The sequence below is a fragment of the Duganella sp. Dugasp56 genome, assembly GCF_047304105.1.
In the GTDB taxonomy this organism is placed as follows: domain Bacteria; phylum Pseudomonadota; class Gammaproteobacteria; order Burkholderiales; family Burkholderiaceae_D; genus Rugamonas; species Rugamonas hordei.
Genome location: NZ_JBGLYQ010000018.1, coordinates 21670 through 37120, shown reverse-complemented (window position 1 = coordinate 37120; position 15451 = coordinate 21670). Strand labels below are relative to the sequence as shown.

Sequence of the window (15451 nt, the reverse complement as noted above, 5' to 3'; positions counted from 1 at the left end):
AGCACACCATGTTTGAACGAATTATAAGATTCGCCATCGACCAGCGCTGGCTGGTATTGCTGCTTGTCGCCGCGATGGCGGCGGTCGGCCTCTACAGTTATCAAAAACTGCCGATCGACGCCGTGCCCGACATCACCAACGTGCAGGTGCAGATCAACACCGCGGCGCCGGGCTACTCGCCGCTGGAGACCGAACAGCGCGTGACCTATCCGATCGAAACGTTGATGTCCGGCCTGCCGAAGCTGGAGCAAACGCGTTCGCTGTCGCGTTATGGGCTATCGCAGATCACCGTCATCTTCAAGGACGGCACCGACATCTTCTTCGCCAGGCAGATGGTCAGCGAACGCATACAGGAAGCGCGCGCGCAATTGCCCGCCGGTGTAACGCCGGCCATGGGACCTGTATCCACGGGGCTGGGCGAAATCTACCTGTGGACGGTGGAGGCCAAGCCGGGGGCGAGGAAGGCCGATGGCACGCCCTACACGCCGACCGACCTGCGCGAGATCCAGGACTGGATCATCAAGCCCCAACTGCGCAACGTGGCCGGCGTGACGGAGATTAACTCCATCGGAGGATTCGCGAAGGAGTACCAGGTGGCGCCGAATCCGCAGCGCCTCGCATCCTACGGGCTGACCCTGCAGGACGTGGTGACGGCGCTCGACCGCAACAACGGCAACGCCAGCGCCGGCTACATCGAAAAGCGCGGCGAGCAGCTGCTGGTGCGCGCACCAGGCCAGGTCAAATCGCTGGACGATATCCGCAATATCATCCTCACCAACGTCGACGGCGTGCCGGTGCACGTGCGCGACGTGGCCGACGTCGACATCGGCCGCGAGCTGCGCACCGGCGCCGCGACGGAGAACGGGCGCGAAGTGGTGCTGGGAACGGTCTTCATGCTCATCGGCCAGAACAGCCGTGCCGTTTCGCAGGCGGTGGACCGCAAGATGGCCGACATCAACCGCAGCCTGCCTGCCGGCGTGCAGGCGGTGACCGTGTACGACCGCACCACGCTGGTCGATAAGGCCATCGCCACCGTGAAGAAGAATCTGCTCGAAGGCGCGGTGCTGGTGATCGCCGTGCTGTTTGTCTTCCTCGGCAACATCCGCGCGGCGCTCATCACGGCGATGGTGATCCCGCTGGCGATGCTGTTCACTTTAACCGGCATGGTCTCCTTCAAGGTCAGCGCCAACCTGCTCAGCCTCGGTGCACTGGACTTCGGCATCATCGTCGACGGCGCGGTGGTCATCGTCGAGAACTGCGTGCGGCGGCTCGCCCACGCGCAGGCTCGCCACGGCAGGAGCCTGACGCGCACCGAGCGCTTTGGCGAGGTCTTCGCCGCCGCGCGCGAAGCACGACGCCCGCTGCTGTTCGGGCAGTTGATCATCATGGTGGTCTACCTGCCGATCTTCGCGCTGACCGGCGTCGAAGGGCGCATGTTCCATCCGATGGCGCTGACCGTGGTGATGGCGCTGCTGGGGGCGATGCTGCTGTCGATCACATTTATTCCCGCCGCCGTCGCGCTCTTCATCGGCGACAGCGTGGTCGAGAAGGAGCACCGCAAGCTGTCCGCGTGGTATGCCGGGGTGCTGGAGTGCGTGCTGGCCAATACGCCGGTGGTGCTGGCGTTCTCCGGCATCGCGGTGCTGTTGTCGGTGCTGCTGGCCACACGCATGGGCAGCGAATTCGTTCCGAGCCTGAACGAAGGAGACTTTGCGATCCAGGCATTGCGCATACCCGGCACCAGCCTGACGCAATCGGTGGAGATGCAAAAGCAGGTCGAACTGACGCTGAAGCAGAAGTTTCCCGAGATCGAGCGTATCTTCGCGCGCACCGGCACGGCGGAAATCGCTTCCGATCCGATGCCGCCCAACGTCTCCGACGGCTACATCATGCTGAAGCCGGAATCGCAATGGCCGGCGCCGAAGAAATCCCGCGATGAACTGCTGGCGGCGATCCAGAACGCCGCCGCTCAAATTCCGGGCAACGCCTTCGAATTCTCGCAGCCGATACAGCTGCGCTTCAACGAGCTGATATCCGGCGTGCGCAGCGACGTCGCGGTCAAGCTGTTCGGCGACGACATGGCGGTACTGAACGAAGCCGCCGCGCGCATCGCCACCACTCTGGGCAAGGTGGACGGCGCGGCCGAGGTCAAGGTAGAGCAGACCAGCGGCCTGCCGGTGCTGACCGTGGAAATAGACCGCGGCAAGACCGCGCGCTATGGCCTGAACGTGGGCGACGTCCAGCAGACCATCGCCACGGCCATAGGCGGCACCGAGGCGGGCACGATGTTCGAGGGCGACCGGCGCTTCGACATCGTGGTGCGGCTGCCGGATGCGCTGCGCAGCGACCTGGATGTAGTACGACGGCTGCCGGTACCGCTGCCGAAAGGAGACGGCGTCACGCATTTCATCCCGCTGGGCGAAGTGGCGACGTTCAGTATCGCACCGGGACCGAACCAGGTCAGCCGGGAGGACGGCAAGCGGCGAGTCGTCATCAGCGCCAATGTGCGCGGGCGGGATATCGGTTCCTTCGTTGCGGAGGCGGAGGAACGGCTGCGCCAGGTGGCGGTGCCGGCGGGTTACTGGACCAGTTGGGGCGGACAGTTCGAGCAGCTGCAATCTGCGTCGCGGCGCTTGCAGATCGTGGTGCCGGCGGCGCTGCTGCTGGTGATGGTGCTGCTGTTCGCGATGTTCGGCAATCTGAAAGACGGCCTGCTGGTGTTCAGCGGCATACCGTTCGCGCTGACGGGGGGCATCGCCGCGCTGGCGTTGCGGGGCATCCCGCTATCGATATCGGCAGCGGTGGGCTTTATCGCGCTGTCGGGCGTGGCGGTGTTGAACGGGCTGGTACTGATCTCCTTCATCCGCAGCCTGCGCGAGGAAGGGCGCACGGTGGAGCAGGCGATCCGCGAAGGCTCGCTGGGCCGCCTGCGACCGGTACTGATGACAGCCCTGGTCGCGTCGCTGGGGTTCATACCGATGGCCATCGCCACCGGCACGGGCGCCGAAGTCCAGCGCCCGCTGGCGACGGTGGTCATCGGCGGCATCCTCTCCTCCACCGCACTGACGCTGCTGGTGCTCCCCTTGCTCTACCGCCTGGCCCATCTTACATGGGCGTCAAGCGGATGGCCTGGCCGCCGCCGGGAGCCAGTTTGAGTTGAAGCGCAGTCTTCGCTGTGACGATCTTCTTCTCGATGACGATGTCGAAGCGGTGGCTGGTGCGGTAGTCGGCCTGGTCGCCGTCGCGGTAGATTTCGGCGGTGTAGCGCTTGCCGGCGTCGAGGAAGTCCAGCGGCAGCGACAGCGTGCGCGCCTCGCCGTCCGTCACCGAGCCGACGTACCAGTTGTCGGAGTGGCGGTCTTTGCGGGCGATGGTCGCGTATTCGCCCATGCTGCCGTGGATCACGCGCGTGTCGGTCCAGTCGGTCGGCACGTCCTTGATGAACTTGAACGGACCGGGATACTTCTCATAGTTCTCGATCAGGTCCGCCGCCATCACCACCGGCGAGTAGATCACCACGAAACTGGCCAGCTGCTTGGCCTGCGTCGAGTTGATCGGCTTGCCCTTCACGCCTTCCAGGCTCAATATGCCCGGCGTGTAGTCCATCGGCCCGCTCAGCATGCGCGTGAAGACCAGGTTCACTTCATGATCGACGCTGTTGATCGGATTGCCCCAGGCGTTGTACTCCATGCCGCGCGCACCTTCGCGCGAGATCCAGTTCGGATAGGTGCGGCGCAGGCCCGTATCCTTGATCGGTTCATGCGTGTCGATCGCCAGCTTGTAGCGCGCCGCCTCCGTTACCGCCTTCAGGTAGTGCCGCGAGCCTTCCTGGGAATCGGTGTAGCCATAGTGCGTGCCGCCGCCGGCGCTGTGGAACTGCGCCGTGCCGGCATCGGTCACGTAGCCGGACTTGATGCTGTCCACGCCATGCTTCGCATACAGCTGGTAGGCGGCATCCATCTGGTCTTCGTAGCGCGCCACGTTGCCGCCGGTTTCGTGGTGTCCGATCAGGCGCACGCCCTTTTTGATGGCGTAGGCGCTGGTGGCGGCAAGGTCGAAGTCCGGATACGATTGCGTGAAGCTGAATTCCGAGCCGTCGCCGTACCATTTGCCGTCCCAACCGATGTTCCAGCCTTCCACCAGCACGCCGCGGAATCCGTTCTTCGCGGCGAAGTCGATGTAGCGCTTGGTGTTTTCCGTGGTGGCGCCGTGCTTCGCGCCCGACCCCCAGGTGCTTTTCTCAAGGTGCATTTCCCACCACACGCCGACGAATTTCGACGGGCGCACCCACGATACATCCCCCAGCTTGTTCGGTTCATTCAGGTTCAGGATCAGGTCCGACATATACAGCCCCGCCGCGTTGTCGGCGATCTGCATGGTGCGCCATGGCGTCGTGAAAGCGCCCTGCCGCTCGACCGGCGCGCCGATGGCCGATGGCGTCAGGTGCGCGCGCAGCTTCTGGCCGTCCACCTTGCGCAGCCACATCGACGCATAGTCGACCAGCGCCGCCTCGTGGAAGGCGATGTGCGTGCCGTCCCTGGTGCGTATCGTCATCGGCGTATTGGCCATGCCGACTTCGCTCAGCGGCGTCTTGCGGATCGCGTATTCCAGCGCCGCCATCTCGCCGGCCTGCTGCCACCACGCGGTGGCCGGCGCCGCGACGATGAACTCGGTCAGCTCATCGGCGATCTTCGTTTCCTTCAACTGCGGCTGGTCCGGAATCTCGTAGCGGAAGCCGACGCCGTCGTCGAACACGCGGAACACCAGCGCCATGCGGCGGTTCTGCTGCGCCTTCTGCACCAGTTCCAGCCGCAGCTCCTTGTAGTGATTGCGCACGTAGCGGCGCTCGCCCCATGGTTGTTCCCATGTGTCGTCATGCTCGGTGACGGCCTGCTTGTCGAGCGAGAAACCGCCGTCGAGCTCCGGGGCATTGGCCAGCAGGAAACCCAGCCGCGACGGCGCGATCAGTTGCTTGCCATGCCGCTGCACCTCGTACGCCAGGCGGCCGTCGCCGCCCAGCTGAACGGCCACGCTCAGCACCTTGTCCGGCGACGACACGGTCGCCAGTATGTCGTCGGCCAGCGCGCTGCCGGTGCTGGCGTACACGCCCAGCATCATGCTGCAGGCGGAGATCCAGCGGATTTTGACGGGAGTTGTATGCACTTGCTGTTCCTTGTTATGACGATGCGCAGTGCGCCGCGATGTAGGCGGCTTGCGACGGCATCTGGTTGACGCATAGCCCGATGACGGAGGCGATATTGTCCAGGTACTCGGCTACTTCTTTTTCTTCCAGCAGGTCGGCCAGCGGATGGTAGCCGTCGGCCTTGATGCCCTGGCCGTGTAGCACCTGCAGCCAGCCCACTTCGGCGAACAGCTCGTTGTCGATGCGGACGATGCGCCCGCGCGAGCGATACAGCTCCATCTTGGCGCGCAAGGTGTCCGGGATATCCATGGTGCGGCAGTAGTCCCAGAACGGCGTGTCGTCGCGCTCCGTGGCGTGGTAGTGCAGGATCAGGAAATCGCGGATGCGCTCGACCTCGAAGTCGCACTGCCGATTGAACTCGGCGATGTCGGCGGCCTGGAAGCCTTTGTCCGGGAAGAAAGTGATCAGCTTCGCAATCGTCGACTGGATCAGATGGATGCTGGTCGATTCCAGCGGCTCCATGAAGCCGGACGACAGGCCCACCGCCACCACGTTCTTGTTCCACACCTGCTTGCGCTTGCCGGTGGTGAAACGCAGCAGCTTGGGATCGGCCAGCGGACGCCCGTCCAGGTTGGCCATCAGGATGCCGGCCGCCTCGTCGTCGCTCATGTGCCGGCTCGAGAAGACATGGCCATTGCCGGTGCGGTGCTGCAGGCCGATACGCCATTGCCAACCCGCCGGCCGCGCGGTGGCGCGGGTGTAAGGCGCCAGCTCGGTGGATGCCAGCTCGCACGGCACCGCGTAGGCGCGGTCGCAGGGCAGCCAGTGCGTCCAGTCCTCGAAGCCCGTATGCAGCGCCTGTTCGATCAGCAGGCCGCGGAAGCCGGAGCAGTCGATGAACAGTTCGCCGCCGATCAATTCGCCGCTTTCCATGCGCACCGCGTCCACATGCCCGTCCGAGGCGCGCATCAGCGTGTCAACCACCTTGCCCTCGATGCGGCGCACGCCCTTGGCCTCGCTGTACTTGCGCAGATAGCGCGCATACAGACCGGCATCGATGTGGAAGGCGTGGACGATGTCGCCCAGCGGCGAATTGCCGTGCGAGCGGTCGGCGCGCATGAACTTGTTGGCCTTGGCCGCCATGCGGTTGATCGAATACCGTTCGATGTCCGGCGCCTTGCCCGCCTGGTGCATGCGCAGCCAGTACTGGTAGAACGGCAGCGTCGCCAGGTCCTGGCCGAAGATGCCGAAGCCGTGCATGTAGCTGTCGCCTATCCGGCCCCAGTCGCGGAACTCGATGCCCAGTTTGAACGTGGCCCTGGTCTCGCGCATGAACTCATCTTCGTCGATGCCCAGCACGGTGTTGAACAACTTGATCATCGGGATCGTCGATTCGCCGACACCGACCGTCGAAATCTCGTCCGACTCGATCAGTGTGATCTTCACCTTTTCGCCCAGCACCCGCGACAACGCCGCCGCCGACATCCAGCCGGCGGTGCCGCCACCGACGATCACCACGTTTTTGACGTTCTCCATTTACTCCGCCTTTATTAGTATCCTGTAGCTCCACGGCGCCATGTCGAAGCGGCTGCCGCTGTCCACGCGCACCGTCTCCCCGGTGCCGAAATCGCGGTAAGCGCCGGCGTGCAGGTCGCCGCTAAATCCGGCCTGCACTACCTTGCCACTCAGGTTAAACACCGCGAATACCTTGTCCTTCGCATTCTGCCGCACAAAGCTGAACACCTGCTTGGGCGCGTCGTTCGGCACCTGCAGCATGGTCGCGCCCCATTCTCCGTTCCACAGGGCCGTGTTGCGCTTTTTCAGCGACAGCAGGTTTTTGTACAGCGCTTCGTAAGGCGATGGCTGCCACTGTATCGCATCCCGCTCGAAGAAGGCCAGCCGCTTGTGGTTGCCGGCCTCCTGCCCGTTGTAGATCATCGGCATGCCTTCGCTGACGAAGGAAAACACGATGGCCGCATCCACCGCCGGACCGAAGATCTCGAACTCGGTGCCGTCCCATGCGTTCTTGTCGTGATTGGTGGTGTACAGCATGCGGTAGGCCTGCTTCGGATAGAACTTCTGGTTCCATGCATAGTAGGTGTACAGCGAGGTGGCGTCGGCCTTGCCCTCGGCGACGGCGCGCAGGCCGTCCCACCAGCTCCAGGCGTAGCTGGCGTCGAAGGCGTAGGCGTGCATGTCGCGGCTTTCCCATTCGGCCAGCATGAACACCGGCTTGATGGCGCGCAGCTCACGGCTGGCGTTGTCCCAGAAGTCCTGCGGTATCAGGCCGGCGGCGTCTGCGCGGTAGCCGTCCACACCGGCTTCGCGCACCCAATAGGTCATTGCCTGGGTCATGTAGCGGCGCAGGCCGGGCTGGGTGTAATCGAGGTCGATGATGTCGTCCCAGTCGTACCACGGCGTTGGATGGGCGTTGCCTTTGTAGTCCTTCTCGTACCATTCGGGATGGCTGGTGCGCAGCACGTTGTCCCACGAGGTGTGGTTGCCGACCCAGTCGAGGATCACGTGCAGGCCGAGGCCGTGGGCGGCGGTGACGAAGTGCCTGAAGTCGTCCAGCGTGCCGAATTCTGGATTGACGGCCATGTAGTCGCGCACCGCGTACGGGCTGCCCAGCGCGCCCTTGCGCTTGGCCTGGCCGATCGGGTGGATGGGCATCAGCCACAGGATATCGACGCCCAGCTCCTTCAGGCGCGGCAGCTGCTGTTCCGCAGCGCGGAAGGTGCCTTGCGGTGTGAACTGGCGGGTGTTGATCTGGTAGATGCTGGCGTTCTTGGTCCATTCCGCGTGCTGGAAGTGGACGTAGGGCTTGGGTTGATACGGATCGGCTGCGTGGGCGATGCCGACGGTGGCCAACAGCAGGGCCATGAGGAATTTGGTCATTGGTGATGCCGGTAGATGAAGCAAAAAAAGCCGGATTCCGGTGAGGGATCGGAATCCGGCGCAAAACGGAGCTTAGAACTTGACGTTGACGCCTGCCGTGTAGGTCCGGCCGTAGACCACCGTGTTGGTGATCAGGTTCGGATCGGACGTGTACTCGCGGAACGGCGTGTTGGTCCAGTTATGGCCCTGCAGGAAGACCGATACGCCCTTCAACCAACCACTCTGGAACTCGTACGAGGCTTGCAGGTCGACGATGGTTTCGCCCTTGATGAAGGTGAACTGCGAATCGCTGCGATAGTCGAGGATCTGGCCGACGAAGCTGGAGCGGCGATGCGCCGCCCATGCCAGCTGCACGCCGTTGTTTTCGTAGTAGAGCCGCAGGCTGCTGACGTTCTTCGACAGGCCCGGCAAGCCGATCTCCGACACGCTGTCCTTGAACACCGGGCCGTTCTGCGGCGAGACGAAGCCGCTGGTCGGCAGCTTCACCGAGCTGTCGGTGAACGAGTAGTTGGCGGCCACGCCGAAGCCTTCCAGCCACGGCGTGACCAGCGAGAACGGCACGTTGACCGCCATTTCATAGCCGTGCATATTGCCGCCCGAGCCGTTCTGCGGCTTGGTCAGGAAGCCCATGGTCGAACCCGCGTACGGGCCGGTCGTCGGCAACGGCGTATTGGCGCTGGTGTAGGGCTTGAAGTCGAACAGCTCCGGCGCGTTGATGATGTAGTTGTCCAGCTTCTTGAAGAAGCTCGCCACGCTGATGTAACCCTTCTTGCCGAAGTACTTCTCGTACGACAGGTCCAGCGAGCGCGCCTGGTAGGGCTTCAACTCCGGATTGCCGGCAAAGCCGGTCAGCGCCGGCGCCACCGAGGTGGCGTTCTGCACCGCGAAGTCCAGACTGGCCTTCATGTTGTCCAGGTTGGCGCGCGAGATCTGCTTGCCGGCGCCAAGGCGCAGCTTCTGTTCGCTGCCAAGGTCGAACGCCACGTTCATGCTCGGCAGGACGTTGGTGTAGCTGGCGCCACCGGTGCGCACGCTGTACGGACAGGTGTCGAAGGTGATGCCGGTGCAGCGCGCCAGATCCACCTGGTTGCCCGAGGCCTGCTGCTTGGTGTTGACCACCTGCAGGCCGAAGTTACCGGTGTACGGCAGCGACATCAGCGTGCCGTCCAGGTCCGCCATCGCATACGCGGTGGCCACCTTCTCGCCGACCGACCAGTCGCGTGACAGCACGGTGGCGTCGACCCAGCGGTTCAGGTCATAGATGGTGCCCAGCGTGCCGGTCGGGTCGAAGGACGCGACCATCAGGCCCGAGGCGCCGGCCGGCGCCACATCGGTGCCCGGCATGGCTGCGCTGGCGTAGCCGTCGCCGCCCTTGATCGACAGGCGGCCTTCCTGGCCGGTGCGCGACTTGTCGCGCTTGGTGTAGTTGATGCCGAAGGTGGCCGACGCCAGCGGACCCCATTCCAGCTCGCGGTGCGCGGTCAGGCGCACGCTGTTGACGGTGTCGTCGATGTTCGGCAGGCTGACGTAGCCGGCCTGCGGCGAGTTCGGTCCGCCGCCCCAGCCGTCCACGTCGGTCAGAAGCGCGACCTTGCGGTCCGAGTAATCGAGGCTGGTCTTGTATTTGACGTCGGCGAAGTTGGTGCCGTTGAAGCCGCTGAACGAGATCGAACCGAGCTGGCTGGCCGGCGTGTTGCCCGGCTGGCCGGCCGTGGTTTCGTAGTTCGAGATGTTCTTCACGCCGTGCGAGTGCGACAGATCGGTCTCTACGCGCCACTTGTCGTCCAGCTTCAGCTCATTGTTCCAGCCGAAGGACGCCAGCCTGTCCTCGTTCGAATACAGGTGGTTGCGGACATCGGCCTTGTAGTTGCTGATGGTGCCGCTGCTGGCGATGCCGTTCGAGACCACGGCGTTGGTCAGCACGCCGTTCGGATCGTAGGGGCCGGTGCCGAAGGCCACCGCGCCTTCAATGCCGGTCTTCTTGGTGCTTTCGTCGCCGCGCGAATAAAACACGTCGACGGTGGATTTGAAGTTCTGGTTAGGCTTGTACTGCAAGGTCAGCGAGGCGCCATCGCGGTCGCTCTTGCGGCGCGAGGTCTCGGCCAGGAAGCCGCCCGGCACCGCCACCTGCGCGCCGTTGTAGTCCAATGTCGGCGCCCAGCCGCCCCAGCTGTCGAATTTCAGTTCGCCGCCATTGTCTTCCTTGAACTTGGTCAGGCCCAGCGACAGGCCGATGGTGCGGTTGGCGAACTGGTCGACATAGGTGAGGGTGGCGCGGTGGCCAGAGCCCAGGTCCGAGCCGGAATCGACGCCGATGCGTTCCTTTTTCGCGCTGGCGGCCAGCACGCGCTTGCCGAAGTCCAGCGGACGCAGGGTGCGCAGGTCGATGGTCGAGGCCAGGCCCTGGCCCATCAGGCTGGCGTCCGGGGTCTTGTACACCAGCACGGAGCCGGTCAGCTCGGACGGGAACAGGTCGAATTCCGGGCTGCGGGCATCGCTGGTGGACGCCTGCTCGCGGCCGTTCAGCAGCGAGCCGTTGAAGCTCGGCGACAGGCCGCGCACGCTGACGTCGGTGGCCTTGCCATTGACCTTGTTGCGCTGCGTGGTCACGCCGCTCAGGCGCGAGATCGACTCGGCCACGGTGTTATCGGGCAGCTTGCCGATGTCCTCGGCGGAAATCGCCTCGACGATGGAGCTGGAGTTTTTCTTGATCGAGATCGCTTCCTCGATGCCGCGGCGGATGCCGGCCACGGTGACGACGGTCATCTCGGCGTCGGTCTTCTTCTTCGCTTCCGCCTTGGCCTTGGCGTCGTCGGAGGTGGTGTCGGCCTGCTGCGCATGGGCCAGGCCGAACATCATCAAGGCGCAGGCCGCCGCCATCGGGTGCAGCCGGAAGCGCCCCTGTACTGTTTTGGTGGTCATAAAAGTGTCCCTAAAAATTATTGTGGTTGCAGGACGGATGTTGTAGCGGAAGGAAAATAGGGTCAATCACGCGCTGTCCGGAAAATAAAGGAAGCCTGAAGATTGGCCGCCAAGTGCCTGATTTGTCGCGCATTGCCTTGTCGGGGCCTGATGTGGTGTTTTGTCTACGCTGCACGTAATTTAGCTACAAAGCGCGCTACACTTTCAGCATGAAAATATTAATGATCGAAGACGACCTGGCCATAGGCCGGGCGCTGCTGTCGGTGTTCCAGGACGAGGGACACGCGGTAATCTGGGTGCGGATGGCGGAGGGCGCGATCGCCCGGCTGCAGTCCGAGCCGTTCGACGCCGTGCTGCTCGACCTCGGCCTGCCCGACGGCGACGGCAACGCGCTGCTGCGCGACATGCGGGCGCAGGGCCTGTCGCTGCCGGTGCTGATCATGACGGCGCGCGACAGCCTGGAGGACCGGCTCAACGGCTTCAACACCGGCGCCGACGATTACCTGATCAAACCGTTCGAGATTCCCGAGCTGCTGGTACGGTTGCGCGCCATCGTGCGCCGCGCGAACGGCAACGTCGACGGCGGCGAATCGCTGTGGACCTTGGGCGAGTTGGTGCTCGACGAGAGCCGCATGCTGGTCACGCGCGCCGGCGCGGCGGTGTCGTTGTCGCGCACCGAGTTCGCGCTGCTGCTGACCTTGATGAAGCAGTCCGGCCGCGTGTTGACGCGCGCCGAGCTGGAACAGGGCTTGCCGTACAGCGTGGGGCAGACGCTGGATGTGCACATCTCCAATCTGCGCAAGAAGGTCGGCGACCGCGTGATCCGCACGGTGCGCGGCGTCGGCTATATGGTGCAGCGTGGATAAGCAGTCGTCGCTGTTCCGGCGATTGATGCTGGGTTTTTCCGGCGTGATTGCGCTGGTGGCGCTGGCCGGGTTCACCTATGTGGCGTTCGAGGCCAAGGCCACGCAGCGCAACCGCACCGCCAGCGAGAACGCCGCGCACACGCGCGAGCTGTTGCTGCATCTGATGGAGATCGCCGACCAGCCGGAGCGCATGCGGCGCGCGGCGGCCATGCTGGAGTCGGTGCGCAAGGAGATGTTCCGCGAGCTGGATTACCACTCGCGCGTGCGGCTGAAGGTGTGGAAGGACGGCGCACTGCTCTACAACTCGCTGCCGGATCTGCCTGAGGTGCTGCCGGCGCCAGGCAGTGCCGCTGCCCGCCACGCCAACGCCTGGGTCAGCGCCGTCGAGCGCGATGCGACGCATGGGCTGGTGGTCGAGCGCAGCCATGAGGTGGACGATGAATGGATGCTGAGTTTTTCCGGCGTCAGCTTCCTGCTGTCGTCGACGATCTTCAGCCTGCCCTTGCTGCTGCTGCCGGCATGGCTGATCGTCGGTATTGGACTCAGGCCCTTGCGCTCGATCGCCGACGAGATCGAGGCGCGTTCGGTGTCGGACTTGACGGCGCTGCCGGATTCCGACTACCGCGAGCTGTCGCCGCTGGTGATGGCGATCAACCGGCTGATGACGCGGCTGAGCCAGCGCATCGAGCGTGAACACGAATTCCTGACCGACGCCGCGCACGAGTTGAAGACGCCGCTGGCGGCGATCCAGATCAACGCCCATCTGCTGCTGAGCCGCAGCGCGGCCGAGAGCCCGGAGCGCAGCGCCGAAGCGGGCCAGGGCTTGCGCGACGGCGTAGCGCGGGCCACGCACATGGTGCACCAGTTGCTCGCGTTCGAACGGGCGCGCGCCGAGCCGGGCGCCGAGCCCCTGCCGCAGACGGATTTGTGCGGCTTCGTGCGCAGCCGGCTGGCGTCGGCGGCGCCGCTGGCTGTGCAGCGCGGCATCGATATCGAGTTTCAGTCGGAAGCGTCGTGCGCCATGGCGATGCATGTCGAGAGCATGGCGGCGCTGCTGGACAATTTGATCAGCAACGCGATCAAGTATTCGCCGGAGTCGGGCAAGATCCATGTGCGGCTGGCGGCGCTGGAGCAGGGCTACCGCCTGACCATCGCCGACCAGGGGCCAGGCATTGCGCAGGCCCTGCATCGGAAAGTGTTTGAACGTTTCTACCGCGTGCCGGGACAGGAGCAATCCGGCAGCGGCCTTGGACTGGCGATCGCCGAGCGGGCGGCGGAGCGCAACGAAGGCACCATCACGCTCGCCGCCGGCGATGACGGCAAAGGACTCACCGTCACCGTCGACTTCGAATCCGGGGTCAGGTCCCCCATTTCTACACGAGCTGGAGCGTAGCGGCAGCTACAGTCGAGGCCGTGTAGAAAAGGAGGACCTGACCCCGGGTTTTACTCTTGCGGAGTCAGCGCCAGGGCGGCGCTGAAGTCGCCCATCGGCTTGGCGCCGTTGGCGGCCAGCGCCTTGTCGCGCGTGACCAGGCCGTCCAGTACCGGCAGGCCGAAGCGGCGGGTGATGGCGCGCAGGATCGAGGCCGAGTCATATTGCGTATGGTCGACGCCCTTCTTCACGTACGGCGACACGATGATCGTCGGCACGCGGGTGCCCGGACCCCACTTGTCGCCCTTCGGTGGGCTGGCGTGGTCGTAGAAGCCGCCGTTTTCGTCGTAGGTGACGATCACCAGCATGTTCTTCCACTGCGGGCTCTTTTTCAGCTTGGCGATGACGTCGGCGATGTGCGCATCGCCGTCGGCCACCGAAGCGTAGCCGGCGTGCTGGTTCAGGTTACCCTGCGGCTTGTAGAACGCCACCGGCGGCAAGGTGCCGTTGGTCACATCCGCCACGAACTGGGTGTCGTAATCCTTCAGGTGCGCCGCGCGGTAGGCCGCGTTCTTCACCGGATCCATGTTGGCGAAGTAGTTGAACGGCTGGTGGTGGAACTGGAAGTTGGGCGGATTGGTGATCGCGCCGCGCGTGGTGCCGGTGGTGGCGGCCGTCGTGTCCTTCCAGGCGCCGGCGTACCAGGCCCAGTCGACGTTCTTGCCGGTCAACAGGTCGCCGATGTTCTTCTGCGTCTGCGGCGGCAGCGTGTTGGACTTGCTGGTGTCCGCGTACAGGTGGGTGCTGTCGTCGGCGGCGAAGCTGTTGCTGCTTGGCTGGAACGGCGGCTGCATGGTATTGACCGCGTAGAACATGCCGGTCGAGTCGGCCGGCGTGATGGCGCCGTCGTTGGCGTAGGCCGGTGCGCCGTTCAACACGCTGGCCGGGGCGTTGGCGGCCGGCGTCAGGCGCACGAAGTTGCCGTTGGAGTCGACGTCGATCTTGGCGATTGAGCCCTTGGCCACCGAGGTGTCGGCGTTCGGGTATTGCGGCGCGCAGGCGCAGATCAGGTACTGGTGGGTCAGGAAGGAGCCGCCGAAGGCGCCGATGTACAGGTTGTCGGCCAGCGCGTATTGCTTGGCGATGTCCCACATCTTCATCTTGCTGCCGTCGTAGTAGCCCATGGTGAGGCCGCCGGCGTCGGAGTAGGCCGCGAACTTGTCGTTGGCGCCGCCGTTGATCTGCATCTGGTTGTTGTAGAAGCGGTGCACCAGGTCGCGCGTGATGACCGATTGCGCCATGTACAGCGGGCTGTTGGCGTCGTCGATCTGGAACGGCTTGTTCGGCAGGTTGGCCGATTGCGCCTGCGTGATCACCACGCTCTGGCCGGCGGCGGCCATGCCGCCCCAGGTCGGCGGCAGCACCGGCAGCGCGCTGCCGTCGAAGTCCTTCTGCGCCACGTAGGCGCTGGTCGAGGTCGGGTTCACGCCCGGCACGCCGTTGGCGCCAGGGAACAGGCCGTACAGGTTGTCGAAGCCGCGGTTCTCGGCGTAGATGACGACGATGTTCTTGATGTTGTTCAGCGCCAGGCCGGAGGTCAGCGTGGCGGCGATGTCGGCCGGCGCGCTCAGCGTGCTGGCGGCGGCGATGACGTTGGTGACGCTGGCGTTCTCGGCCTTCAGCTTGGCCTGGTCGTCGCCGCTGACGGCGTTGATATCGGCCACCAGGTTCGCTTCGGACACGCCCAGCTTGGCGGCCAGCTTGCTGCTGGCGGCGGCGAAGTCGCCGCCGTTGGCGTCCATCATGGCGACCAGTTCGGTGGTGATGGCGTCGACAAAGCCGGTGTGGCCGTTCGGCGCGCGCAACACCAGTTTCTGCGTGACCTTGGTGCCGGCGTCGCCGACGGCGTCGTGGCGGATGGCGTCGGTGCCGACGGTGACCAGCAGCGCGCCGGTGCTGGCGCCGGTGATGGCGAACTTGCCGTCGGCGCCGGTGCGCACGGACGAGGAGCCGCTGTCGCAGGTCAGCTTGGCGCTGGTGCTTTCCAGGCAGACCACGGCGTTTTCATAGTAGCTGCCGACCACCTGGCCGCTCAGCGTCGGGACGCCGTCGGACGAGCTGCCGCAGGCGATCAGGCCGGCGCCCAGGCCGATCGACATGAGCATGAGGGGGAGGGGCCGCATCGGATTGAGTTTCATCTTCTTGCCTTGTGGGTGGGGTGTCAAAGCGGGTCATGCTAGGCATCAAATA

Annotated in this window: 8 protein-coding genes; 3 read left to right on the top strand and 5 right to left on the bottom strand. The window is 64.7% G+C overall.

The genetic code is table 11. From position 1 onward, the window contains the following. Window positions 1-8 precede the first annotated feature (8 nt). Entirely contained in the window at window positions 9-3155 is a 3147-nt protein-coding gene (locus ACCD07_RS14255) for an efflux RND transporter permease subunit (protein ID WP_413447716.1), read from the top strand. Here ACCD07_RS14255 and ACCD07_RS14250 read toward each other — a convergent pair. The 4 genes from ACCD07_RS14250 to ACCD07_RS14235 form a co-directional block, all read right to left on the bottom strand. Continuing rightward, a complete protein-coding gene (locus ACCD07_RS14250) occupies window positions 3106-5163 on the bottom strand; it encodes a glycoside hydrolase family 97 protein (protein ID WP_413447715.1) in 2058 nt (685 codons plus the stop codon). The genes ACCD07_RS14255 and ACCD07_RS14250 overlap by 50 nt on opposite strands. A gap of 13 nt (window positions 5164-5176) precedes the next feature. Next, window positions 5177-6679 (bottom strand): tryptophan halogenase family protein, encoded by a 1503-nt coding sequence (locus ACCD07_RS14245; RefSeq protein WP_413447714.1) that lies wholly within the window; start codon window positions 6677-6679, stop codon window positions 5177-5179. Next, complete coding sequence (locus tag ACCD07_RS14240) at window positions 6680-8041, bottom strand: alpha-amylase family glycosyl hydrolase (RefSeq protein ID WP_413447713.1); 1362 nt, start codon at window positions 8039-8041, stop codon at window positions 6680-6682. A 72-nt stretch (window positions 8042-8113) separates the two neighbouring features. After that, window positions 8114-10963 carry a TonB-dependent receptor gene (locus ACCD07_RS14235; protein WP_413447712.1) on the bottom strand — a complete coding sequence of 950 codons (2850 nt, stop codon included), beginning with the start codon at window positions 10961-10963 and terminating at the stop codon, window positions 8114-8116. A gap of 221 nt (window positions 10964-11184) precedes the next feature. Here ACCD07_RS14235 and ACCD07_RS14230 point away from each other — a divergent pair, with 221 nt between their 5' ends. Then, window positions 11185-11829 (top strand): response regulator, encoded by a 645-nt coding sequence (locus ACCD07_RS14230; protein ID WP_413447711.1) that lies wholly within the window; start codon window positions 11185-11187, stop codon window positions 11827-11829. After that, window positions 11822-13222, top strand: a complete 1401-nt coding sequence (locus ACCD07_RS14225) for a sensor histidine kinase (RefSeq protein WP_413447710.1) — start codon at window positions 11822-11824, stop codon at window positions 13220-13222. The genes ACCD07_RS14230 and ACCD07_RS14225 overlap by 8 nt, the downstream gene beginning before the upstream one ends. Window positions 13223-13272: 50 nt before the next feature. Here the strand turns inward: ACCD07_RS14225 and acpA are convergent, their stop codons facing one another. Continuing rightward, window positions 13273-15399: an acid phosphatase gene (gene acpA / locus ACCD07_RS14220; protein ID WP_413447709.1), complete on the bottom strand. Its 2127-nt coding sequence runs from the start codon at window positions 15397-15399 to the stop codon at window positions 13273-13275. Between the last annotated feature and the right edge of the window lie 52 nt (window positions 15400-15451).